Annotated in this window: 21 protein-coding genes and 1 other annotated feature; of the genes, 8 read left to right on the forward strand and 13 right to left on the reverse strand. The window is 40.9% G+C overall.

Going from position 1 to position 24,353, the window contains the following annotated elements:
- Positions 1-31: 31 nt before the first annotated feature.
- Positions 32-733 carry a class I SAM-dependent methyltransferase gene (locus AC0VX1_RS23115; RefSeq protein ID WP_413022070.1) on the reverse strand — a complete coding sequence of 234 codons (702 nt, stop codon included), beginning with the start codon at positions 731-733 and terminating at the stop codon, positions 32-34.
- Positions 734-1,070: 337 nt separating this feature from the next.
- On the reverse strand, positions 1,071-1,691 hold the full coding sequence (locus AC0VX1_RS23120) for a class I SAM-dependent methyltransferase (protein WP_336059400.1): 621 nt from the start codon (positions 1,689-1,691) through the stop codon (positions 1,071-1,073).
- Between the two features lie 227 nt (positions 1,692-1,918).
- On the opposite strand from AC0VX1_RS23120, the gene AC0VX1_RS23125 reads away from it, so the two are divergent.
- Together AC0VX1_RS23125 and AC0VX1_RS23130 are read left to right on the forward strand one after the other, a co-directional pair.
- On the forward strand, positions 1,919-2,197 hold the full coding sequence (locus AC0VX1_RS23125; RefSeq protein ID WP_222620182.1) for a PadR family transcriptional regulator: 279 nt from the start codon (positions 1,919-1,921) through the stop codon (positions 2,195-2,197).
- A 32-nt stretch (positions 2,198-2,229) separates the two neighbouring features.
- Positions 2,230-2,934 carry a pentapeptide repeat-containing protein gene (locus AC0VX1_RS23130; protein WP_475469237.1) on the forward strand — a complete coding sequence of 235 codons (705 nt, stop codon included), beginning with the start codon at positions 2,230-2,232 and terminating at the stop codon, positions 2,932-2,934.
- Positions 2,935-3,058: 124 nt separating this feature from the next.
- Here the strand turns inward: AC0VX1_RS23130 and AC0VX1_RS23135 are convergent, their stop codons facing one another.
- Positions 3,059-3,949 carry a PhzF family phenazine biosynthesis protein gene (locus AC0VX1_RS23135; protein WP_413022067.1) on the reverse strand — a complete coding sequence of 297 codons (891 nt, stop codon included), beginning with the start codon at positions 3,947-3,949 and terminating at the stop codon, positions 3,059-3,061.
- A gap of 146 nt (positions 3,950-4,095) precedes the next feature.
- Positions 4,096-4,308: a binding site (T-box leader), on the forward strand.
- 65 nt (positions 4,309-4,373) lie between these two features.
- Between AC0VX1_RS23135 and AC0VX1_RS23140 the strand changes: the two genes are divergently transcribed.
- A complete protein-coding gene (locus AC0VX1_RS23140) occupies positions 4,374-5,198 on the forward strand; it encodes an ATP-grasp domain-containing protein (RefSeq protein WP_475469239.1) in 825 nt (274 codons plus the stop codon).
- 172 nt (positions 5,199-5,370) lie between these two features.
- Here AC0VX1_RS23140 and galE read toward each other — a convergent pair whose 3' ends face one another.
- From galE to AC0VX1_RS23170, 6 genes are all read right to left on the reverse strand, one after another.
- Complete coding sequence (gene galE / locus AC0VX1_RS23145) at positions 5,371-6,342, reverse strand: UDP-glucose 4-epimerase GalE (RefSeq protein WP_413022066.1); 972 nt, start codon at positions 6,340-6,342, stop codon at positions 5,371-5,373.
- Between the two features lie 93 nt (positions 6,343-6,435).
- Positions 6,436-10,038, reverse strand: coding sequence for a CDP-glycerol glycerophosphotransferase family protein (locus AC0VX1_RS23150; protein ID WP_475469241.1), 3,603 nt, complete (start codon positions 10,036-10,038; stop codon positions 6,436-6,438).
- Between the two features lie 137 nt (positions 10,039-10,175).
- The gene (gene galU, locus AC0VX1_RS23155; RefSeq protein WP_098864690.1) at positions 10,176-11,063 is read right to left on the reverse strand and encodes a UTP--glucose-1-phosphate uridylyltransferase GalU; all 888 of its coding nucleotides are present in this window, start codon (positions 11,061-11,063) and stop codon (positions 10,176-10,178) included.
- Positions 11,064-11,466: 403 nt separating this feature from the next.
- Entirely contained in the window at positions 11,467-12,108 is a 642-nt protein-coding gene (locus AC0VX1_RS23160) for an NAD(P)-dependent oxidoreductase (protein ID WP_475469242.1), read from the reverse strand.
- Between the two features lie 377 nt (positions 12,109-12,485).
- Positions 12,486-12,896 carry a disulfide oxidoreductase gene (locus AC0VX1_RS23165; protein WP_063574908.1) on the reverse strand — a complete coding sequence of 137 codons (411 nt, stop codon included), beginning with the start codon at positions 12,894-12,896 and terminating at the stop codon, positions 12,486-12,488.
- Between the two features lie 2 nt (positions 12,897-12,898).
- Positions 12,899-13,591, reverse strand: a complete 693-nt coding sequence (locus tag AC0VX1_RS23170; RefSeq protein ID WP_057279115.1) for a DsbA family protein — start codon at positions 13,589-13,591, stop codon at positions 12,899-12,901.
- Between the two features lie 312 nt (positions 13,592-13,903).
- Between AC0VX1_RS23170 and AC0VX1_RS23175 the strand changes: the two genes are divergently transcribed.
- Complete coding sequence (locus AC0VX1_RS23175) at positions 13,904-14,338, forward strand: Rrf2 family transcriptional regulator (RefSeq protein WP_475469244.1); 435 nt, start codon at positions 13,904-13,906, stop codon at positions 14,336-14,338.
- Between the two features lie 43 nt (positions 14,339-14,381).
- Here the strand turns inward: AC0VX1_RS23175 and AC0VX1_RS23180 are convergent, their stop codons facing one another.
- On the reverse strand, positions 14,382-17,483 hold the full coding sequence (locus AC0VX1_RS23180; protein WP_475469245.1) for an SH3 domain-containing protein: 3,102 nt from the start codon (positions 17,481-17,483) through the stop codon (positions 14,382-14,384).
- 584 nt (positions 17,484-18,067) lie between these two features.
- Here AC0VX1_RS23180 and AC0VX1_RS23185 point away from each other — a divergent pair.
- From AC0VX1_RS23185 to AC0VX1_RS23200, 4 genes are all read left to right on the forward strand, one after another.
- Complete coding sequence (locus tag AC0VX1_RS23185; protein ID WP_413011857.1) at positions 18,068-18,673, forward strand: protein kinase family protein; 606 nt, start codon at positions 18,068-18,070, stop codon at positions 18,671-18,673.
- A gap of 34 nt (positions 18,674-18,707) precedes the next feature.
- A complete protein-coding gene (locus AC0VX1_RS23190; RefSeq protein WP_054399099.1) occupies positions 18,708-19,151 on the forward strand; it encodes a DUF6376 family protein in 444 nt (147 codons plus the stop codon).
- A 119-nt stretch (positions 19,152-19,270) separates the two neighbouring features.
- The gene (locus AC0VX1_RS23195; protein WP_095391274.1) at positions 19,271-19,699 is read left to right on the forward strand and encodes an SRPBCC family protein; all 429 of its coding nucleotides are present in this window, start codon (positions 19,271-19,273) and stop codon (positions 19,697-19,699) included.
- Positions 19,700-20,071 carry an ArsR/SmtB family transcription factor gene (locus AC0VX1_RS23200; protein WP_063589905.1) on the forward strand — a complete coding sequence of 124 codons (372 nt, stop codon included), beginning with the start codon at positions 19,700-19,702 and terminating at the stop codon, positions 20,069-20,071.
- A gap of 38 nt (positions 20,072-20,109) precedes the next feature.
- On the opposite strand, the gene AC0VX1_RS23205 is transcribed toward AC0VX1_RS23200, so the two are convergent.
- From AC0VX1_RS23205 to AC0VX1_RS23215, 3 genes are all read right to left on the reverse strand, one after another.
- Complete coding sequence (locus tag AC0VX1_RS23205) at positions 20,110-22,959, reverse strand: YhgE/Pip family protein (protein ID WP_413003190.1); 2,850 nt, start codon at positions 22,957-22,959, stop codon at positions 20,110-20,112.
- Between the two features lie 2 nt (positions 22,960-22,961).
- Positions 22,962-23,468, reverse strand: a complete 507-nt coding sequence (locus AC0VX1_RS23210; RefSeq protein WP_063574903.1) for an Rrf2 family transcriptional regulator — start codon at positions 23,466-23,468, stop codon at positions 22,962-22,964.
- A 168-nt stretch (positions 23,469-23,636) separates the two neighbouring features.
- Positions 23,637-23,999 carry a thioredoxin family protein gene (locus AC0VX1_RS23215; RefSeq protein ID WP_475471870.1) on the reverse strand — a complete coding sequence of 121 codons (363 nt, stop codon included), beginning with the start codon at positions 23,997-23,999 and terminating at the stop codon, positions 23,637-23,639.
- Positions 24,000-24,353 lie beyond the last annotated feature (354 nt).

A 24,353-nucleotide genomic window follows, 5' to 3' on the forward strand; every position in this document is an offset into this window, starting at 1 on the left:
AGATCCTTCGGTTTAAAACCATTTCTCCTTCTCACTTCATAAATAAAGCCGTCCATAAACCTTGCACCCCAAAGGTTTCATCCGATTGTTCCATTTTCCTCATTTTCCGTATTTCCACCACTTCGAATTCCTTGAAGATCATTCTGAGTTTTTCTTCAGTAAAACCTAAACCGCCATTAAGGCTTCTTTGCCTATATACTTCCCAATCTGAAATATCGGCACCACCCAATATGCCGCCTTCGACAAAACAAGTAATCGAATAGAACCCCTTAGGCCTTAACACCTTTTTCACCATCTCCAAATAATTCATCCTTCGATGTGGAGCAATATGGTGAAAACAACCTGAATCATATACGAAGTCATATTGTCCTTTTGCAATATCCAAATCAAATATATTCCCTTGAATGAAGTTCACTTGGACATTTTTATCTCCTGCCCGTTCTTTTCCCCATTCAACGGCTTCCTTCGAAAGGTCCACCGCATCAACGGAACAGCCCTTTTGAGCAAGGTAAATGGCATTTCTGCCAGGTCCGCATCCAAGCTCAAGAACCTTCCCTGGCCCAATTAACCCACCATCAAAATATGAAACCAAATTCTCATCTGGGAAATTTTCGAAAAAGGGAACCCCTTTTGTGCGATCTTCATAAAAACCATTCCAGAATCCAGTTGGTTCACGCAATAATGAGTCCAGCATGTTCAATAGATCTTCATAGGTTGTAATCGTCTCCGACAAAACCATCACCTCTTCCATTTTATCCCACGATTTAATTATACTGATTTCGCCCAGTGCCTATGTAACAGGTGCATCAAAAATGCGTTACATATGACGTTCAGACACCATTGGACCTTGTTGTTATATATTGCTCACTAGAATTTAAAGGAATCAATGATGCATGTAAACTGCCTTCTGATGGTATGATCCGTTCTTACTCAATAACCCGATGATCAGCTCATTAACCATGTTAGTGAAGACATGGGTTTTATACATGCATGTCAAATATTACATGCTCTTTACAGCGTATCCGGTTTAGCTTCCAAAAAGCAAAACTCAGCTCTATCTGGTGATGTCCTCATAACCGTTTACTGATGATTATCTTTCTATACATTCCATTCAGCATGATCGGCCGATCTTCTTCAATTTCCATAATATCCCCATGTCCACTGAACAAGTCTTCAAACCTCAAGCCAATATCCGTTCCCAAAAATTGAATGATCGGCCTCAGAAGCTTTTTGGGCACTGAAAGAATTTCATCTTTAGAAATAAACTTATCGAATAGTATTATTTTCCCCTCGCCTTTTACAACCCTGATCATTTCCCGAAGACATTCATTGGCATCAGGTACGACGGAAAGAACCAAACTTCCCACTACATAGTCAAACGATTCATTAGTGAATTCCATATGCTGTGCATCCATCTCGAGGAAATTGATCGATGCATCATCAAATTTCCCCATCGCTTTTTTTAACATATCCGCTGACAGGTCTATTGCCGTTATCTCAAGGTCAAGGTTTTTGATCAACTCCAAATCGGCCCCCGTACCTACGCCCACAAACAGGACCTTTGCATGATCATGAAAATCCAGCTCTTCAAACATTCTTTTCCTGGCATCTAAAAAGAGATGAGAGTTGAAGATTTTGTCATAAACGGGCGACCAAAATTTATAAATCACTTTATTCCACGAATTATTCAACATGCCCACCCCCTTACATACTTCTTCCATGAAACATCATAAATCCCTTCCAAGCGGATAATATCTCTGGAAAATTAGTACAATTAAAAAGTATGCGATGCAGTGTTTCACGAAAATTGGCATGTTTCTTTTCATAAACCCTCCAAATCTGTATGATCCATAGTAACCAAACTACCTTGGTTCAACGACAACTATCCTCTGACTTGCTTCGCGGACATGTAGATACGATGATTCTGAAACTCCTGCAAAGTGGCGATAAATATGGTTATGAAATCAGCAAACTGATATATACGAATTCCAACGAGCAATATGAAATTAAGGAAGCGACGATGTACTCCAGCCTAAAGCGTCTGGAAAAGGATGGTTGCATCATCTCTTATTGGGGAGATGCCACACAAGGCGGAAGAAGGAAATATTACAAAATCACCCCAATCGGGGAAAACACATATATCCAAAATAAAAATGACTGGGAGCAGGCCAAGCGAATACTTGAGCGCCTTCTCTAAGAAGGGAAGATGAAATGTGATTGAAAAACTGAATGCACATGTTCATAGCATTTTTGCTCCGTACAAAAGTGCAAAAATCAGCAAAGGAATTGGAAGAAGAACTGCTGCAAAACTTACTGGAAAAATATAGTGACCATAGAAGGAATGATGCCAGTGAACAGGAAGCGTATAAACTGACTGTTGATTCGATTGGGGAGGTATCAGAGCTCATGGAATCCCTCAACCTGCAATATAATGTGCTTGAGCAGGCGATAAACATGGACTATTCCAGGCATCGCTTGTTGGATTCCGACTTCCGCTCGGTTTCGGTACATGATGGGAAGTTCAATTCCTGCGATTTAAGCCGTTCTGACTTCAGCCATTCCGACCTGACGAACAGCACATTTAAAAACAGTAACTTAGATCATTGCATCTTCGAAAACGCCAATTTAACTGGCACCTTATTTAAAAGTGCCAATTTAAAAGGCGTAACTTTCAAGAACAGCATTTATAATAAAACCCATTTTAAAAGCTGTAATTTATCTGGACTTATATTCGATGGGGAAACTTTCAAACAAACCATGTTCGAAGGCTCATCATTGAGAAAGGCATCATTCCGCGATACCACCCTCATCAATGTTCAATTTCGGATGTCCGATTTAAAGAAAATCGACTTTACTGGAGCTTCGATGGATAAACTCACTTACAACTTTTTACATGGAGCAAAGGTTGATCTTAGCGGCGTGACCCTCATCTAAAGGACAGCGATTGGCGCTTCCACCCCGTGTTTCTGATTTACAAGAACCCTGTGCTAAGACACGTAACGTCTTGGCACAGGGTTTTTTTCAATATACTTTTTCAGGCTTGTATCTCATTATGTCTTTAGACTTCCACTTCAAATTCTTTAACGTAGACAGCATTCCCGGTGATTTCAATATCGTATGTGCCATCGTTCTTGGTAGCTGTAACGCGAACTCTGCCATCCTTTCCGATTTCATGCCCCTGTTCGATTAACAGATGCACCTCATCTTCAAGATCACCCTTTAGGTATTTTGCATAATAAGCCCCCATTACACCTGAAGCCGTTCCTGTAACCGGGTCTTCAAGCGTACCTGAAAAGGGCGAGGAAAAATGCCGGGCATGCATATGGGCATCACTATCGTACGTCTCCAAACAAAAGGGATGAACGGAAGCTCTTGGCATTTCCTTTAATAATTGCGGAAACAGGCTATTGTTGGCCTTCATCCTTTTAAATGAGCTTCTTTCTTTTACCGGAACCAGTAAAGTCCATAAACCTGTACTTCCATAAACAATAGGTAATTCACTTTCCAGATCTTCTATATCAAGGCCGAGAGAACTGGCTAAGCCAGCTTTATCTCCGTTAAACGCTTCAAACTGCGGTGCGGCCTGCTTCATCGTAATATATATATCAGGCCCCGCCGCCGCATGGATCTTGATTGGCAATATTCCCGCTCCTGTTTCAATCATCAGCTCATCTTTATCCAATAATCCCCTGGTCTTCAGTGCATGGATGGTAGCCATCGTCGCGTGTCCGCAAAGATTCATTTCGTGTCCCGGTGTAAAATAACGGATCCTAAGATCGGCAATATCTGATTCCATCGGAAAAGAGGTTTCATTGAACCCCACCTTCATCGCTATATCCTGCATTTCCTTTTCGGTCAGTCCATCCGCATCTAAAACCACACCTGCCGGATTTCCTTTATTCGGTTTACTGCTGAACGCATCGTAATGAAAAACCCTTACCGTTTTCAAATCTAACATCTCCTATTAAATGATGGTGCTTCACTTGAATAGTAATTCTATATCTCTATCCATATTCCCTTTTCGTCCTATAGTAAGTGAAACAACCATTGATTTTATTTTCTGACTATTATACAATTACTCAAATTCATCAAATGTAAAATTCCATGAAGGGAAGGAGTACGTTATCGTTCTGTTCCAAAGAGAGCTGGTGCTTTGCTGAAAGCCAGTGTCCAGAATCTGGCCGAATATCATCCCAGAGAAGTAAAGCCGAAGATTCAGTAAGCTTTACCGGTTTCCCCCCGTTAAATGGGATGTGCGTTTAATTATTAAACAAGAGTGGTGCCGTGAGTTCAAATCTCGTCTCTTAATGAGATGGGGTTTTTTTGTATGTAAACCAATCAATGAAAATATCGGGAAAGCGGGTGCAGGAGTCATGCAGACACTATTATTCGTAACGGATTTATACTATGAGGCAAAGGGAAGAAATTATTATGAGGAGGATTTGTTCCTTACCTCGAAGCTTAGGGAGGATTTTCAGTTAGTGCTTTGCCATCCTGAAGACATTGAAACGTTTGAAAAGGACTTTGACTTGATCGTCTTTCGAAATGCCGGTCCAGTAGCCAATTTTATAGACAAATATCTAGCATTCCGTAATAGAGTGGCTGCTGGCCATCTGAAAACATACAACTCATTTGTTGGAAAGGCTGATATGAACGGGAAGGAATACTTAATTGAACTGACGAATGCCCAATTCCCTGTCATTCCGACCATCGATACACTTGAATCTTTACATAAACTTCCCAATGTGGAAACGTATATAGTGAAGCCTAAAGATGGCGCGGATTCCATCGGTTTGGAATTTGCCGCGAAAGAAGAATTGGGAGATAAAATGGATGCAAAATCAAAGAACACATTGGTACAGCCATTTATCAACTTTGAGTATGAAGTCTCTTTTTATTTTATCGATAAGGAATTTCAATACGCCCTTTATGCGCCTGATAAAGAGAAAAGATGGGAATTAAAAGAATATGTCCCTACTGAAGCAGACCTGGCTTTTGCTAAAAGATTTATTGATTGGAACAATCTTGATTGGGGCATCCAACGAGTAGATGCCTGTCGGAATGAGCAAGGTGAACTTTTATTAGTAGAGCTGGAAGATTTAAATCCGTACCTTTCCCTATTGGAATTAACCGAAGAAACACGTCAGAACTTTGTAAAAGCCCTGAAAAAATCAATCCGGAAAGCTCTTCAAGCTTAGAATGAAAACTGCCGTATTACTGGCTAGCCAAGACCCGACACAGTTGGCGGAAAGGGGGCGGATTTCTGAAAACAGCTGGAACATTCTTCAAATAAAAAAACTGCAGGCAAACTCGTTTTTTTTCTTCGAGTTTGTCTGCAGTCTGAAATGACTACCGAGCCCTAAGGGACCATTAATTCATTTGAGATTTATGCCATTTCCACGCACTTTCAATGATTTCTTCCAAATTTATCGATGCCTTCCAACCGAGTTCTTCATATATCTTGTCGGCCGAAGCAACCAGGCGGGCTGGATCTCCAGGGCGACGGTCTGCATACTCAACTGTCGGTTTAACTCCTGTGACTTTTTCGCAAGTGTCGATTACGTCCTTAACCGAAAATCCTTTTCCATTCCCAAGGTTGTAAATGGCCGTATCCTTCTTCCCGGTTAATAGGGCTTGAAGCGCGATTATATGAGCTTGGGCTAGATCCGTTACATGGATATAATCACGAATGCATGTGCCATCTTCTGTGTCATAGTCCGTACCAAACACGGAAATCTTCTCACGTTGACCTAATAAATGCTGTAAAATGATTGGAATCAGGTGTGTTTCCGGATCATGGCTTTCACCGATTTCTGCTGACGCATGTGCTCCGGCCGCATTGAAGTAACGCAAGACGACATAATGAAGTCCATATGCCTTTGCAAAGTCCCCTAAGATCTGTTCCACCATCAATTTAGAGCGGCCATATGGGTTAATCGGATTCGTTGGCTGACCTTCATCAATCATATCCACATTTGGTATCCCGTACGTAGCTGCCGTTGATGAAAAAATGAAATTCTTAACATCATGCTTAAGCATGGTATTCAATAATGTAAGAGTTGCACCTACATTATTATCATAGTATTTATAAGGATCTTGAACAGACTCCCCGACCAAGCTATTAGCGGCAAAGTGCATGACCGCTTTAATCGGATACTTAAGGAAAATTTCATTCAAGACCGCTTCGTCCCCTAAATTCCCTTCCACCAAGGTGGCCTTCGAATCAACCAGCGAACGAAATCCAGTTGAGAGATTATCCAGAATGACAACCTCTTCAGTATTCACTAACTCTTTTACAAGATGGCTTCCAATATATCCTGCACCGCCAACGACCAAAATCATATAGTATTACCCCTTTTACTTTAAGCTTGAATGAATCTTTAAATCTCGCATATGTCATTAGTGGGAGGTCTAATTATAAGGACCTCCCTCGTTTTATAAGCATTTATTGAAGGTTTCCATGGCCAATCCATTATATTGGGTGTAATCAAACTTCGCTAGTTCAGGATTATCATCACTAACCATGGTAGATAAGCCCTTTTCCAGTCCATCTATGCTATTTTCGACAAGCAAACCATATTTACCGTTTTCCAAAACGGTCCGGTTAGCCACTATATCAGTAGCCATGATTTTCATTCCTAAGGTCATTGCCTCCAATAATACCATAGGCTGGCCTTCATAATGTGAGGAAAGAACGAAGCAGTCACATTTTTCCATGAACGAAAATGGATTTTCAAGCTGACCCAAAAGATGAATGGAATGATTTAAGTCCAGCTCATCAATGATTGCCTGCAAATCTTCCTTTAAAGGTCCTTGTCCTAAAATATACAGTTTACTATTTTTGTGTTTCCCATGAAAGCCTGCGAATGCACGAATCAAATTATCTTGCCCTTTTTCAGGGGATAACCTTCCCATATTGACAAAGTTAAAATCATTTTTATCAGGATATGGAACGAATTGATCATTCACTTCCAACCCATGGACCCCTTGTACGATTAACGCCTGTTTATCGATCCAGCCTATAGATACCCCATCCAATGATATATGGGCATATGTACCAAGTTGAGTAACCGCTTCTTTATCGAATTCAACGATCCGGCCATTAAAGGATGGCCCATTTTCCAAGACCATGGCATCTTGCAGCCCATAAGGCTTATCCCATATATGATAATCGCCTAATTTAATTTCGGCAGTGCCGCGCACTTCCCGTTCCTTTAACACCATTGGCTCTTCTATCATTTCAAATGCTCCAGTATTTAGCCAGCCTATTATCTTATTGTCTATCTCGAAAAGGTAATAGCCGCCTTTGTTGGTTCTATTATACTTGATGATTCTAACGATTTGCCCTTCAAAATCGATTGCCTTGCTCACTCTTTTAGCCTTGTAGTTCGGATATGCCTTCGTCCAGATTGTATGATCTTCCGGGTTGGTTATTTTACCGTACTTCTGATTACCGGTGTTTATTTCCTTCAGCGTTCTATTCTCGATCTTATCGATGAACTTTTTATTGTTTTTATAGTTTCGCGATATTATATATTTTCTTTTCATCATGATTTGCAGCTTGTCATTATAGCTCATGTCTTCATTGATTGTACAATGTTCAAGCACGGATAAAGCCGAATTATCTATCCAGCCTATGATCTTGTCTTTTACTGATATTCTGCTATAAATCGAATGCTGGGTTTTTGCTTCCCTATCGACTTTTACAATGATCCCTTTAAAATCATGACTGCCGGAAACTTTGTACGTTCCTTCAACTTTATACGGCAAGGACCAAATATAGTTCGATCGAGGTCTTACTAACCTTGCTATTTTATCCACTTCTTTTTCATAAATGATGCTGTCTGGCAGAAGCTCCACAGCTTCTTCACTAATCCAGCCTATTATTTGATTGTCATGACTGAATTTATAAAAAGTCTTTTGATCAGCATGGGTTTTCCTCGAAATCACGATTTCAGCACCTTCAAATCGTTCTTCCAATGGAAATTGAGCGGCATTCGAAATTCCAGGAAGGGTATTCCAAACAGGATGATCCTTGACATCCCTTAAAATCGCCCTCGCTTTGAAGTTTTCTGTGATCATCGCCTTTTCATCATTTTCGCTACCTTCAGGCTCATTTGACTCGATTTGAAGGATTTTATCCGGGTTGATGGAATTCATTACATAATCAAATTTATCGAAGTCTGCATACTCCAATAGATTCTTTCGGTTTAATTCCATCGTTCCCTCAGACACGCTTACCAGTTTATCAAATCGATTGTATACCGAAAAAATCCCCCTTAGATTAATCCGGTGCGGTCTTTTTCCGTTAATGATGCGTTCACTATCAGAAAGCAAATCATTATGCATATAACAAACTTTCTTTTTTGCATCCGCCGCAAGCAGATACTTAGCCCAATAATGGCTATAACCGCTAAAATCGATAACAAAATCAAACTTTGTTTTGCCGAATAAACGTGCATGCTCTCTAATATAGGCATTTTCCGGGTAAAGCTTCTTCCCTAAGAAACCTCTTTCCCCTCTGTTATGGATGAATTTATCTTTATAGACTTCCAATATGTTATAAACAGGCAAGCCAGGTTTGAATAGAAAACGCACATTCTTATTAACCTTGCCCATATTTTTCAAAACCTCGTATGAGTGAGGAGTGCCCGTAAAACAGCTGACATCATATTTATCATAATCAATATTATTCATTAAGTTAAGGAAAGAGGATGTAATCCCGTTATCCCTCAAACCGCCCGGATAAATTAATATTTTTTCCTTTGCGGAATCCAGCCCGGTAATTGTGTTTAGTTGTTTCGTAGACTTATTGAATATATTTTTGACTATTCTCTCTGTTACTTTTCCATCTTCATGGTTCGTGAACTTTTCCTGCATTTTTTTATATTTATCGGAATATCTCAATTTCACATCTTTAATATCTTTAATGGCTAGCGCCAATTCTTTTGAGTTAAAAAGCATGGGTCCCGGAAGTTCGTCATTTTGGAGATATTGTCCCCTTTGCTCTGCATAAACGTCCGTATCCCAAGTGTAAAATAGAATGGGCTTATCGGTAACAAGGTAATCAAAGAAAATGCTGGAATAATCCGTGATAAGCAAATCGACTGCAGCAAGCAATTCATTTGTATCCACATGGTCTGGTATTAGCCGATCCTTGATTTCCGAATGCTTGGCCGCTTCTTTATATAGAAATGGATGCACCTTAATTAATAAGTTATATTGTTCACCGATTTGACTTTGTAAATAATGAATATCAGCAATGATTTGAAGAAGATCATTATCCACCTTGGCCAGGTTCGTCCCCTTCCAAGTCGGGGCATATAAAATATTTTCCTTAGCATCACTGATTTTCAAACCCAGGGTCCTTAAATAATCCTTATACTCCTCCGGATTCGTATTCAGCGTCAAATCGATCCTCGGATATCCTTCTTCTATTATTTCACCTTTATACAATCCATTTAACTTATAGCTATGTGTAAATATGTTGGTAGTATGGGCATTAGGGCTCAAAATGAAATCTGCACTCAAGAAGTTCCTGACCACGTTTTGAGAGACCGAAGGATTACCGGGTATATCAAAGCCCATATTCTTAAGGGGCGTTCCATGCCAGGTATTGATGTAAATCTGATCGCTTTTAGGGATGAAGAAAGACTGGAATGTGGAATTATTGATTAAATACTCACTTGTCGCCAACCACTTTAAATATTCCTTTGAATTACGTTGAACAAATTGAACATTCGGCATATCCTTATACTTCGCCATTACACCTGAGAGGACACTGAAATCCTGGATGGACCAAATGTGCACAAAATCTTGATAGTCCTGATTTTCCAGCATATATTTAAACATCGCGTATGGACTGTCGGTCATACTGTTTCCATCACGGCTCTCATATAGAATGGTGTTTTTTTGAATGCTTAATTTCTCATAATACTTTGCATATCTATTTACACGCTGATGATTTTCCTTTAATAGGAAATTAACAATAGGCTGTTTAAGGAAATCGACTTTTCTTTTTATTACCTTCTTATTCACTAAATAGGCATCCCCTTTTATGGATTTATATTCACCATTCAAAATTATGTTTGCATTTCAGTAACCAAAAATAACAACTATGAATGATCAATAGTTGGAGATTTTTTCTAAACTAATTACTCTATTAATTTAAAAGATCACTTATCCACTGCCTTGTGCATTTCGAGGATATTTTCCATTACTTTTAAAATGTCGTCTCTTAAATCGGGACGTTGCAGGGCAAATTCAATTGTCGTTTTCACAAAGCCATCGACAACTCCGACATCATAGCGTTTCCCTTCAAAATCATAAGCGAAGACACTTTGGATTTCATTCAGTTTTTGGATGGCATCCGTTAACTGGATTTCACCGCCAGCCCCTGTTTCCTGCTTGGCCAGGAAATCGAATATTTCCGGAGTCAGTATGTATCTTCCCATTATGGCTAAGTTGGATGGTGCCGTTCCTTGTTTTGGTTTTTCGACGAAACGGTTCACTTCGTATCTCCTGCCATCTTGCGTAAGCGGGTCGATGATGCCATATCTATGTGTTTCGTTCTCATTCACCGGCTGCACACCAATGATGGACGAACCTGTCGCATCATATTCGTTGATCAATTGACGCAGGGAGGGCACATCGCTTTCCACGATATCATCGCCTAAAAGGACGGCAAACGGCTCATCACCAATAAAGTTACGTGCACACCAAACAGCATGTCCGAGGCCTCTCGGTTCTTTTTGCCTAATGTAATGGATATTAGCCAAATTGGATGGGTATCGCACCTTCTCCAATAAATCGAATTTCCCTTTTTCACTTAAGTTATTCTCTAGTTCGTACGCATTATCAAAATGATCCTCTATCGCTCGTTTGTTCTTTCCTGTGACAATGATTATATCTTCAATTCCCGCTTTCACGGCTTCTTCTATAATATATTGTATAGTTGGTTTATCGACTATTGGCAGCATTTCTTTAGGCATAGCCTTCGTTGCGGGCAAGAATCTGGTTCCCAATCCGGCTGCAGGTATAATGGCCTTTTTAACTTTTTTCATTCTTTGTAGCTCCTTCACATTAGGATAAATCAACAAAATTCCCCATTTTTTTCTGAATCATCCTTTTTATAGTAACATAGACTCGTTTTTTGTAAATATATTAACAGAAAAAATTCCTTCATTTGTAAACGTAACCAAAATATTTAAGGCCTTTCCCCGTTTTTAAGGAAAAGGTCTTATTTTTCTTACTTTCAGCCCATAGATCTAAAGACTTATCAATTATTGATCATCTCACCCGCTTCAAATTTCCGCTTGGCTTCTTCCCTATCGGTGCCCACCGTCAGCTCTTTGATCCTCATCAGCAATGAAATATACATTAACGGCTTCCTTGGCGAGTCTGCGCCGATTTCAGAAGTTACTAGCGAAAAAAAAGACGTCACCCCAGAGGAGAGACGTCACTAAATTATTCAGCTTCGGCAACAACGGTAAAGCGCTGGTTGATGTGCTGCGGATTTTCAATTTCATCAAGTACTGCAAGGGCAAAATCGGCATAACTTACATAGCTTTCGCCCTTTGAGTTTACAAGAAGATTGTCTTTACCCAGTTTATACCTGCCTGTTCTATTTCCTTGCGGATCAAAGAAGGCGGAAGGGCTGATGAAGGTCCATTGTATATCAGTGGCGTTTTGCAGATCTCCAAGGTTCTTGGATTGATTAAACGCTGTTGCAAAGTATTCTTTAGGAAACTCAGGCGTATCCAGGACACGAATCGTTTTTGCTTCGTCAACAAAAAGGCTTCCAGCTCCGCCAACAACGATCAGTTTCGTTTGTGGAGCGCCTTTCATTGCTTCAATCAAGATTTTTCCTGCGTCCACATGCAGATGTTCTTTCCCCGGAGCAGCGCCAAATGCATTCACTACAACATCGAATTCTTTAATATCCTCTGCTTTCAGATCGAATATGTCTTTTTCCAATACGGAAGCTCCTTGAATTTGGACTCTAGCTTCATCCCTGACAATGGCCGTAACTTCATGTCCCCTAGTCAATGCTTCCTTTAAAGTCAGACTTCCAGCTTTTCCGCTCGCACCAATAATACCGATTTTCATTTTACATTCCTCCTATATATTGTTTTTAAAATTAATTGTAACTAAATTACTTACATGTAACAATATAAGTTACAGGTTACCAATTTGTCAACTTTATTATTTAGAGATGTTTCGGAGATATATCCGCAGTTTCGGAGATATATTGCCGATTTTCGCTGATATATTGCAATTTTCGGAGATATATCCGAAGTTTCGTGGATATAATCCAGGTTTCGATGATATATTGCTAATTTTTGGAGATATAATCCGATTTTCGCTGATATATTGCTAATTTTCGTCGATATAGTCCGAGTTTTGATGAAATATCCTGATTTTCGTCGATATTTTCATCCGATATAAATAAAAACGCACCATTCCTTTTAGAATGGTGCGCTTCATTACATGCTGATTTTCTTTTTCATTAGCAGTGCCATGCAGATTGTGATGAGCGTAAAGGCGATGAATGACAAAAACGGGATCGTGATGAATCCTAGCCAATTTATATACTCACCTGAGCAGGGAACACCGCTTTGGCACATTTCGAAATGCTGTAATGCTGGAATTTTTTGCAGACTATAGTGATACCCTGACACCGCCATGCCCAAAATCGATAATGGGAGGATGTATCGATAGATTTTCAGGTCCTGTTCATAAAATGCCCGGCCCAATAAGATGACGAGCGGGTACATCAGGATCCTTTGGTACCAACAAAAGGTGCAGGGTACATAATGGAGAACCTCACTAAAGTAGAGACTTCCGGCAGTGGCAATGATGGACAGGATCCAAGAAAATAATAGAGGCTTGTTCATCACTATTTCTCCTTCGCTGCATCATCAACCATTTTCACTAAATCATCGATTGTATTTCCTTCAAACTTCTTGCCATTGACAAATAAGGAAGGTGTTCCAGTAACGCCCAATTCGTCGGCCAACTCCATATCCTTGTTCCATTGGTCCTCGGACTTTTTGGCTTTAAACGAGGTAACGACTTTTTTCACATCTTTGTCATTTGCGATTTCTTTCAATGTTTCTTCTAAGAATTTGTCCGTAAAGACATCTTCCTTTTCATATTTCAGGTCAGCTGGCTGCTTATCGAACAAAAGCTCATGAAATTCCCAAAAGGTCTCATTGCCTAATTCCTGATAAACACTTTCCGCGAATTTAGCGGATCTGGTTGAATCGACGTTAATGAACGAATAATTCATGAAATAAAATTGCGCTTTTCCTGTATCAATCAATTCACTTTGTATAGAAGGGAAGAATTGCTTCTCGAATGTCTTACAGACCGGACATTTATAGTCCCCAAATTCCACTATTTGGACAGGAGCCGATTTTTCTCCCAAATATGGTTGTGATTTATAATCGATTTCATTAACGGCTGTATCTTCGTCTTTTTTCCCATTTGCTAAAAATATAAAGCCAATAATGATTACAGCGATTAACCCGATGATCCAAAACGTGAATGCAGAAGATTGTTTTTGATTACCCTTTTTTTTATTAGCCATCATATACCTCCATCACTTGTAGTTGTGTCGATTCCTTATCCAGCCATGGCGGCCGGTTTCAGTTCCCCCTTTCCTGTACCTTTCACCTGTAACTGATTCATTTACACGTTATAATATAAGTTTCACCATGCTTGTTTGTCAATTACACATACCTTTTATTTTTGCCTTTGCAGCAACGGCGTGACTTGACAAGGAAACGGTTAATGGATAAATATTATTCTTGCAGGCCATTATAACTTGTAACCACTTGAATTACATGTTAAATAATTTATACTATATAGGAATAGAGATTTTAAAGGAGAGAAAAAAGAGATGTCCATCAGTACCCGCTTTTCCGTAGGAATCCATATATTATCTCTTTTAGAAATAAACAAAGAAGGCGTTAACACTTCCGATTTTATTGCAAAAAGTGTAAACACCAACCCAGCCTTAATCAGAAAAATCACTGGCATGCTGAAGAATGCAGGTTTAGTGAATGTTCGGCCGGGTATCGCAGGAGCGACATTGGCCAGGGAATTGTCTGATATCACTTTGCTCGATGTTTATCACGCTGTCAACATTGTCTCCGATAAAGAATTATTTGGAATTCATGAAAATCCTAATCCAGCATGCACTGTTGGAAGAAATATACAAGATACAATAGAACCCATCTTTTCCGTTGCTGAACTTGCCTTGGAAAAGGCGTTGGGAGCGGTGACGATCGAGGATGTCGTCAAGGGGATTATGGAAAAGGATAAAACTGAGTAGCAAAAAAACACATGAGCCGGACTCATGTGTTTTTTCCATTTCCTTATTTATACTTAGGAACCTCAATCGTCAATTTATACGAATCTAATAAACTATATAAATTATAAATCTGTTTCACTTGTTTTGTTGCCCAGCCAATATCAGTCGCATACTGGTGTGATGCATATCCATATTTCTCTGCAGCTGTAGGATTCCACCTCATTTTATAAAGTGTGTCCTGCCCAGCAGAGATATATCCTTTGGCGATGAATTCAGCACCGCCTATGATGGCCGCTTCGGGAGTGAACCAGCCGGCATTATAGGCGTATTGAGCGCCGCTGCTTAGCGCCGTTCCGTCAAACGCCCCGACTCCATACATATTATAAACCGTTTTCCCGTTCACCTTTACGCCAGTCGCTAATGGAGAAGTGCCATTCCCGGTCTCAAGCAAAGCATGTGAAATCAGGTAGATTTCATTGACCCCGTATTTTTCCCCTGCCGCAGTGAAGGTTGCCGCTTTGCCTTGTAGTATCCCTTTGCCTGAAAGGATTCTATTATTCACTTCAGAAACGTTCATGTTGGTGACTTGGGAGAGCTTGACGAATTGGAATGAATGGACTGGATCATTCACGAAATTATTTGGGTTAAGATTATATTCTATATCTTCCGGACTGGCATTTACCCAAGTCTTGTTATAGTCCACCTCATACCAATAATATCCGTCAGAGCCCCTTACTTTTGATTTAATGTTCAATGATTGATAATTGCTTACAGGTCCGACTGCCCAATAATTCGATCCAGCTCCGCCCCTGACACGCCATCCGGTTCCTTTAACGGTACCTTTTGTTGAATTGATTAAAGTTAATCCATCTTCGCGTATGTAGGTTTTATACTTCTTATCCGTCTGACCGTTTACGGCCATTTGAATTTCAACCATCTTTTCCATCGTAAGATTATACTCTTTATCGATCCTGATTATCGATCCATTCGAGCTTCCCGGACCTTCCGGTGCTTTGGCCGTTAAATATTGCGTACTGACATATCCGGTTTTTCCATTGGCCGTGACTCTTGACCAGCCATTAGACTCTGAATACACCGTTACGGTCGTATTATTTACAAGCTTGGCTATAATTGAAGCGGAAGCCGATGCTGATGAACGCATATTCAGACTCGAGCCATCACTTACATTTACATATTTAACTAATGTGTTTGCTTCTCCATCTGGATTCAGTCCCGGTACAGAACCTGGCTTTGTTGCTGATAGATATTTCGTACTGACATAACCTTCTCCGCCATACGCTTTAATTTTTGACCAGCCATTTGATTCCGAGATGACTTCTACCTCTACACCCCTTGCCAATTTCACAATGACGGAAGCACTATCCGACGGCTTATTCCGCATATTCAGTGAACCCGAGCTGACATTTACATATTTGGTTGTCGTTATTTCAGGTATGGATGGTTTGGAGTCCGTTCCAGGCTTTGCCGTTGAGAGGTAGTCAGTACAGACATACCCATCCTTCCCATTTGCCTTGATTTTCGCCCAGCCTTTGGATTCCGAATAGACCGTCACTTCCGTTCCTTTTGACAGCTTTGCGACTATGCTCGCACTTTCCGACCCGCTTTTTCTCATATTGAGCGTTCCAGAGCTTATGTTTACATATTTCGTCGTCGTTTTTTCAGGCGTGACTGCCGTTGATCCCGTTCCTGGTTTTGTTGTCGATAGATATTTGGTGCTGACATACCCATCCTTTCCATTTGCCTTGATTTTCGCCCAGCCTTTGGATTCCGAATAGACCGTCACTTTCGTTCCTTTTGACAGCTTTGCGACTATGCTAGCGCTTTCCGATCCGCTTTTTCTCATATTGAGCGTTCCAGAGCTCACGTTTACATATTTCGTCGTCGTTTTTTCAGGTGTGGCTGCCGTTGATCCCGAGCCCGGCTTAGAAGCAGACAGATATTTGGTGTTGACATATCCATCCTTTCCATTGGCTTTGATTTTCGCCCAGCCATTGGATTCCGAGTACACCGTCACTTTCGTTCCTTTTGAAAGGATGGCGACTATGCTTGCGGTAGCTTTTCCACTTTTTCGCATATTGAGTGACCCCGTGCTCACATTCACATATTTCGTTGTCGTTTTAACCGTTGCCGCAGCTTTGGTCACTGTTCCTGGCTTCGTTGCCGATAGATACTTCGTGCTGACATATCCATCCTTTCCATTGGCTTTGATTTTCGCCCAGCCTTTGGATTCCGAATAGACCGTTACCTGTGTGCCTCTTGTCAGCTTTGCGACTATGCTGGCACTATCACTCCCGCTTTTTCGCATATTAAGTGAACCTGTGCTCACATTCACATATTTCGTTGTCGTTTTAACCGTTTCCGCAGCTTTGGTCACTGTTCCAGGCTTCGTTGCCGATAGATACTTCGTGCTGACATATCCATCCTTTCCATTGGCTTTGATTTTCGCCCAGCCTTTGGATTCCGAATAGACCGTTACCTGTGTGCCTCTTGTCAGCTTTGCGACTATGCTGGCACTATCACTCCCGCTTTTTCGCATATTAAGTGAACCTGTGCTCACATTCACATATTTCGTTGTCGTTTTAACCGTTGCCGCAGCTTTGGTCACTGTTCCAGGCTTCGTTGCCGATAGATACTTCGTGCTGACATATCCTTCTTTTCCATTTGCCTTGACCTTCGCCCAGCCTTTGGATTCCGAATACACCGTCACCTGTATACCCCTTGTCAGCTTTGCGACTATGCTGGCACTATCACTCCCGCTTTTTCGCATATTAAGTGAACCTGTGCTCACATTCACATATTTAGTTGTCGTTTTAATGGTTACTGCCGTTTTCGTTAAAGTCCCTGGCTTCGTTGCCGATAAATACTTGGTACTGACATATCCTTCTTTTCCATTGGCCTTGATCTTCGCCCAGCCTTTGGATTCCGAATACACCGTCACCTTTGTGCCATTTGCCAGCTTTGCGACTATGCTGGCACCTTCCGTCCCGGTTTTTCTCATATTGAGCGATCCGGAATTCACCTGCACAAACATGACGTCCCCAATATTGGCCTGTTCGGCATGTAGTGGAGCTGCAGATATTTTTTCTTCGAAAGCAACTGTAGACAACACTGCAAAACAGAAAGTTGGTATAATTAATTTCTTCATCCCATTCTCCCTACTAAAGAATTATATTTTTAACATTTATTTAAATATCGGTTAAAATCAGTATGGTAACATAGGTAAATGTGCTCATTCATCTAAAATATAACATATTCCTTTAGATCTATAGGGAGATAAAATCGATTGTAACACAATGGTAAACTAACAGACATTTAAGTAATTATATAGAAACATTTGCAATGAAACTTATGCGACAAGCAAATGATGACTATTAAGTATATTGATATAATTACTTGCCGCTCAAATTAATGCTAATGAGACGAGCATCTTTCTGCCTAAATCGAATATATATAAAGGGTAGGCACACGATCCTTATATTTGACGGATCGAGGCAATGACCTATATAATTACTGTATATAACTTATAAGAATCCTTCTGTTAAGGGGAGTAGCTATACAATAAAGTCGTCAGTACAGGATTGAATCCTCGGCTTTATTGGCAACTGATTTTAGTTGTTTGCAAGACCTTGCCGATTATTTGGTGAGGTCTTTTAATTTAAGACGGTATAACCAATAATCGGTTATACCGTCTTTTTTGATTCGAAAAATTGCACAATAGAGGTGAAAAGTATGCAGAACTATAATGAATTAGCTCAAAGCGTTAAGATTTCCGATGATAAAAAGCATGTATTGCTCGATGCCGCCCCATCTTTATCACTGATCGGAAAAGGCCGAAGCGCATATGTTTTCCGAATACATTCCACCAATAAAGCACTAAAAGTCTTTTTCCCGGATCATACTCACACAGCTAAAGTTGAAGCTGATATATACAAAACCGTCCAATCCATCGAATACTATCCAACCCTATATGATGCGGGGGTAAATTACCTGGTTATAGATCACATTGAAGGCAACACTCTTTTTGAATGTTTAACATTGGGAATCCCGATAACGGAAGAAAACATTGCGGAGATAGACCATGCGCTGCAATTGGCAAGGAAAGAGGGATTGAACCCTTCGGATATCCACTTACGAAACATCTTCATCACTTCTGAAAAAAAGGTGAAGATCATTGACGTTGCAAGGTTTAAGCAAGTGAAATCCTGTAATCAGTGGCACGACTTGAAAAGTGCTTTTCACCTATTCTATTCGAAGTCGTTTTTTCCGAAGAAGATTCCCAGTTTCATACTCAATTCCATTGCAGCAATTTATAAAAAAAGATTTCTGCCCATCTGATCCTTACTATAAAAAAATCACATTGGAGGAACATATGAAAAAAATAATGACCATTGCTCTGCTGTCCATCCTTACATTAAGCGGATGTTCAGCATTAGAAGAAGTCAATTCATCATTGGAGTATGCCGATGATGCGACGGAGTATGTAAATACCGTTCAGGATTTTGCCAATGAGGTTCCCGCCATGTCACAGGATGCCATCACGAATGCCGAAACAAGAGCAAATCTTGAAAAGGAACTGGAATTGATGAAAACGGAGATTGAAGAATTCAATGCAACTGAACCACCCCAAATCGCTGAAGGCATCCATGAGAAGATCGTCAGCTCAAATCAACAGCTGTCAGATGGAATTGAATTATATCTGAATAATATTGAAAAGGGCCAAATTGATCCTAAGGCATTGGAAGATTCAGAGATAATGAAATCAATCGATAATATAACGGGATTGGCAAAACAAATCGAAGAGTTGGGAAATTAAGCCTCCTGCAATGAATAAAAAGGAATCGCTTGAAACAAATTATTGACATGAAACCAAAAGGTTTTATATAATCAACAAAGCAAAACCAATTGGTTTCATATTTTCACTTACAAAGGAGAATCAGTATGGAAAATACATTACAGGATATCAAGAAGACGGTTATTCTTGAAGCACCTATCCAAAAAGTTTGGGATACAGTTTCCACTGCAGAGGGCATAGCTTCATGGTTCATGCCAAATGATTTTCAACCGAAAGTGGGACATGAGTTCCATGTGCAATCACCCTTCGGCCCATCTCCTTGTAAGGTAACGGAGTTAGATGCTCCTCATCGCCTTTCATTCAGTTGGGATACGGACGGTTGGTTCATTTCCTTCCTTTTAAAAGAAGTGGATGGCAAAACGGAGTTCACCCTTATTCATGGCGGCTGGAAAGAGCCTGATACGATTCTTACGAAACCGAACGAAAAAAGCTCAGTGATTCGCGATAGAATGAATCATGGCTGGGAACAGATCGTTAATCAAGGTCTTAAAAAGGCTGTTGAGGGCTAAGTGTCTGCATCAGAAAAACATGATGTATTCCAGGCTATCGCCGATCCAACCCGCCGAAAGGTCCTGCAATTGCTTGCTGAAGGGGATTTACCCATTTCAGAAATCACTTCTCACTTTTCCATGAGCCGTACGGCAATTGCCAAGCATCTTCATATCCTTTCTGAAGCTGAATTGGTCAGTGGCCGGAAGGTAGGAAGAGAGAAACGCTTTCGGCTTCAGCCGGAACCTTTAGCGGAATTGAAACAGTGGCTTTCTTTTTACGATCAATTCTGGGATAACAAATTATCCATTCTTAAACATGTGATTGAAAATTCAGGGGAAAATGGATTGAAAGTCATCGAAAAAGAAAAGGACACGACTGAACCATCTTAATGAGTAAACCCCCGGCGCATTGCACCGGGGGTTTTTGTTTATGCATTCATCTCAATATTATGTGCTTTGCGCTTCTTGATGACCATCGTTAGCAATAGCAGCAGATTAAAGACAATGATGCATCCAGTAAGGAACACTATACTTGCTGTCAATGCATCCGCCCCAAGGCTCGTACTCATCGCCTGGCGGAAGCCCATGACAGAGTATGTCATCGGAATGAACGGGTGAACATGACTGAAGAAGTTATTTGTCAGTTCCACAGGGAACATTCCTCCGCTTGCACCTAGCTGTAATACAAGGAATATCATCGCCAGTAAACGACCTGGATTTCCAAATCCTACGGTCAAGAAGGTAACGATGAACATGAACGTTAGGGAAGTCAGTATGGAAACCCCAATGAATTGCCCCATGTTCTCTACCTGTAAATCCATTCCCCAAATCATGATCGCATCCAACACTAATGCAGAAAGCGTGGCTTGGATGAATAGGACCGTAAATTTACTGAACCACCATGCCACTCCTGATGTAGGCCTAGTAGAAGGCAAGCCTGTCGGGAATCCCATATTGAAGGCAATGGCTCCAACAAATAACCCTAGAGACAAGACATAAGGAGCCAGTGCATGACCATAATTCGGCACGTCACTGCTTTTTTGTTCTTTGACCTGTGTCGGTTCAGCAATCATGCTGTAATTATCATCGGTTGTTTTATTTTCACTAATTTCTTTTGCACCATCACTGAGTTTTTCCGAAAGCTCGACCGTTCCATCTTGAAGTGAGGAGATTCCCTCACCCAATTTACCGGAACCTTCAGCAAGTGCTGATGAACCTTCATTGATCTTACCCGCGCCATCAGCAAGCTGGATGACCCCATTGCTCAAAGTAGGCAGATTGCCTGCCAATTGTTCAGTTCCTTTAACAAGTGCTGATGAGCCCTCGTTCAAGGCCGCTGAGTTGGCATCCAGTTGATTGGCCCCATTAGCCAGTTTGCTTGCCCCTTCTCCAACTTGGCTAACACCAAATGCGTACTTCTCAAGACCACTCCCAAAGGAGGATGAACCTGCTTGCAGTTGTGAAACTCCATCAACCAATTGACCAGATCCCTCAGTTAGTTTTGAAAGGCCATTATTCAACGAGGAACCGCCTTGTGCTAACTGGTTGATCCCCTTCACTAATTCCGGTGTCCGTTCATTTAAACTTTGCGTTGCCGCCGTTAATTGATTGCTGCCTTCTACAGCTTCATTCAAGCCGCCATTTAATTGGGTCGCACCAGGAATCAATTGTTCTTCCAGTGCGTTCCTTATTGACGTATACCCGTTTAACGCTGAAACGGCGTTTGGATTGACTTTATTCACCGCATTATTTAAATGGGCCACTTGTTCCGGAAGCTGCCCTAATCCATTCAATACAGGCATTACCTTATCCGTTAATTGCGTTGATAAGTCTGATACACTTGCAGCAAGAGCCGATGCAATTCGTTTTTGTGCCTCCGCTTGGCTTTGAAGTTCATTTTGAATGGCTCCGATTACTTCTGATTGTTGTTCACTGGTCATGCTTTTGAAGGCTTCCGTGTTTTGAACGGCACTGATCGTGCTCTGACCATTATTCGCAATCGTTGATTGAAGTTCCGTTAACGCCGCTTGACTGTTATTGAGGTCTTCAGTAATGCCGGATACGGTACCGGACGCGCTGCTTCCTGCTGGAACCGCTTCTTGCAATTGATTTACACCGCTTTGAATGCTTGTCAGTCCTTGCTTAAGCTGATCCAGCTGTTCTTCTCCGGGCAATTGACCATCCATTTTTTTCAGCCCGTCATTTAGCGCCTGGCTTCCTCCTGCCAGTTTATTGATTCCATCATTTAAACTCTGCTGACCTGCTGCCAATTTTGGAATTCCTGTCGATTGATCCGTCAGCTGGCTTGCATTTTGTGATAATTGATTCAACCCATCATTCAAATTCGCACTGCCTGTTTGCGCTTGTGCCAATCCAGTATTCAAAGTTTGCGCTCCTGGAACCACTTTGGCCAGCCCAGTGGAAAGCTGGGAAGAACCTTCTATAAGTGCTTCACTATTATTAGTTAATTCCCCTGTGCCTGATGCGAGTTCGTTCGCACCCTTTTGCAACTGACCGACACCGGAGGTATATTGTGAAATACCCTTATTCAATTCCGACGCGCCACTTTCAAGCTTGTTGGCTCCTTCCAAAAACTCGCCAACGCCCACTTGGAGTTTATTCGCTCCATCTTTAAAAGTTAATGTGCTCGAAGCTAACTTATTCAGATTTTCCGTCACTTCTTTGTTTCCATCATGCAGTTTTTTTGCACCGTCATCCAGCTTGGATGCCCCATCTGCCGCATCGCCGAATCCTTCTCCGATTTCATCCAGTTGGGAGAAGATCGCTTCCGCATATTCTTTTGTGACACTCTCGGCAATTTCCGTTTTCAAATTATTCGTTGCCTGTTTCCCGACCGTTTCAGAAACGAAACTGCGTCCAGGATTCACATCATACGTCAGATTCATTTTTTTAGGCTCATCATCCATGACGGTAGAAGCATTTTTTGAAAAGTCCTCCGGAATGGTGACGACCATATAATATGTACCATCATCGAACCCTTTTTTCGCCGCTTTTTCCGTTACGAAATGCCATTCTAAATCATCATTGTCCTTTAATTGCTCGACTAGCTCATTACCGACTGTTAAGGTTTTCCCCTCATATTCCGCCTTTACATCCTTATTCACGACTGCAACGGGCAATTTGCCTGTTTTTCCGTATGGATTCCAAGCGGAACTAAGGAATAACCCCCCATAAATAATCGGGACGAACAGTAAAACGATTGCGACACCGACCAATTTTCGATTCGTAAGGAAAAGCTTCCATTCTTGTTTAAGCATATTCACTTCTTTTCACCTTTCTTTTCACGCAGTACATCACTCAATGACGCGGTATTCCAATTAAGAGTCGGTATGTCCGTGGTGCCAAAGCTTTCTTTAAGCAAATCCGCCACTGTTTGGCTGGAAAAGAACTCTATTAAAAGTTGATCCGCCCGAGAAAACATCCGACGAAGGACGTCCATTCCCTTCTCTGCATACTCTCCATCTTTAAACGCTTTTTCTATAAGTCCTGTATCCGGAAACATCGAAATGGGACCTTCCATCGCCTCAATAATTTCAAGGTTTTTAATCTTATCTACACTTTTGGCAAGAGTAAGGCCGCCGTTATTACCAGGAACGGAAGTGATTAACTGCTTTACGACCAATTTCCTTATGATTTTTTTCAAATAAGAAGGAGACACCTCTAATCGCCTGCTGATCTCATTTGACGAAAGCGGGACATTTTTATCCTGGGTAGAGAGTATAACGATGATGCATATAGCTTGCTCGACCCCTTTTGTTAATTGCAAATCATTTCACCTCTTTTAGCATGTATATGGATATCACATATCCATAATGGATATTCGGTATCTATAATTAAACCCCGTTTCACCTTAGAAATCAAGTCATTTCCAGAAAAAATTTCTAAAAAAAAAGATGAACCCCTCATTACAGCACCATGGGGTTCACCTTTTCTTTTATAGGTCTTTTAAAAATTCATTGACCGCTTCTGGAGTTTTAGCATTTGCACTGTGCAGGTGCGCAACCTTTTCCCCATTTTTAAATACTAAAAGTGATGGAATTCCCATTACCGTTTGCTCTTCTGAAATCTCAGGGAACTCGTCACGATCGATTGTAAACCACTGTTTGTCTTGATGTTCTTGAGTGATCTCATCGATGAACATGTCTAAACGTTTGCAGTCCGGGCACCATGTAGTCGTAAAAATCCCGACCGTCAGTCCCTCTTGGTTGATTTGTTCACGATATTCTTGTTCTGTATTGATATTTTTCATGATTGTCTCCTCCGGGCTTTTCTTATCATCATGCTTTAATCCATGAATTAATGTACTCAAGGATTAATATATAATTAATTCCTTTACAGCACAAACGGTTTATCCTAAAAGTATCTAATTCTTGCCCGGATACGATGCCTCGTTTTCTTTGTGTCCAAATCTCTCTTTAATGAAAGAAGAAATCCTCGAAATGAATTCCCTATTTTCATCAATGAAAAGATAGTGGCAGCTTTTTTCAAAAATGATCAATTCACTGTCAGGAATCTTTTCGGCGATGTGAATCGATGCCTCTACAGTCTGAAAAAATATTCAGTTGATTTCAGAAATCCGCTCCCTTTCCGCCGACTGTCTGCCAAGCCTCCTCACCGCAAGCGGCTGTGGGGTCTTGGCTAGCCAGTTATT

Source organism: Peribacillus sp. QJM3NY_7 (assembly GCF_056173225.1).

What these genes read in the sequence shown, in the direction of transcription:
- AC0VX1_RS23125 (WP_222620182.1), top strand. Translation starts at nt 1,919, where the DNA reads ATGATTCTGAAACTCCTGCAAAGTGGCGATAAATATGGTTATGAAATC.
- AC0VX1_RS23130 (WP_475469237.1), top strand. Translation starts at nt 2,230, where the DNA reads ATGCACATGTTCATAGCATTTTTGCTCCGTACAAAAGTGCAAAAATCA.
- AC0VX1_RS23140 (WP_475469239.1), top strand. Translation starts at nt 4,374, where the DNA reads ATGCAGACACTATTATTCGTAACGGATTTATACTATGAGGCAAAGGGA.
- galE (WP_413022066.1), bottom strand. Translation starts at nt 6,342, where the DNA reads ATGATTTTGGTCGTTGGCGGTGCAGGATATATTGGAAGCCATCTTGTA.
- galU (WP_098864690.1), bottom strand. Translation starts at nt 11,063, where the DNA reads ATGAAAAAAGTTAAAAAGGCCATTATACCTGCAGCCGGATTGGGAACC.
- AC0VX1_RS23160 (WP_475469242.1), bottom strand. Translation starts at nt 12,108, where the DNA reads ATGAAAATCGGTATTATTGGTGCGAGCGGAAAAGCTGGAAGTCTGACT.
- AC0VX1_RS23165 (WP_063574908.1), bottom strand. Translation starts at nt 12,896, where the DNA reads ATGAACAAGCCTCTATTATTTTCTTGGATCCTGTCCATCATTGCCACT.
- AC0VX1_RS23170 (WP_057279115.1), bottom strand. Translation starts at nt 13,591, where the DNA reads ATGGCTAATAAAAAAAAGGGTAATCAAAAACAATCTTCTGCATTCACG.
- AC0VX1_RS23175 (WP_475469244.1), top strand. Translation starts at nt 13,904, where the DNA reads ATGTCCATCAGTACCCGCTTTTCCGTAGGAATCCATATATTATCTCTT.
- AC0VX1_RS23180 (WP_475469245.1), bottom strand. Translation starts at nt 17,483, where the DNA reads ATGAAGAAATTAATTATACCAACTTTCTGTTTTGCAGTGTTGTCTACA.
- AC0VX1_RS23185 (WP_413011857.1), top strand. Translation starts at nt 18,068, where the DNA reads ATGCAGAACTATAATGAATTAGCTCAAAGCGTTAAGATTTCCGATGAT.
- AC0VX1_RS23190 (WP_054399099.1), top strand. Translation starts at nt 18,708, where the DNA reads ATGAAAAAAATAATGACCATTGCTCTGCTGTCCATCCTTACATTAAGC.
- AC0VX1_RS23205 (WP_413003190.1), bottom strand. Translation starts at nt 22,959, where the DNA reads ATGCTTAAACAAGAATGGAAGCTTTTCCTTACGAATCGAAAATTGGTC.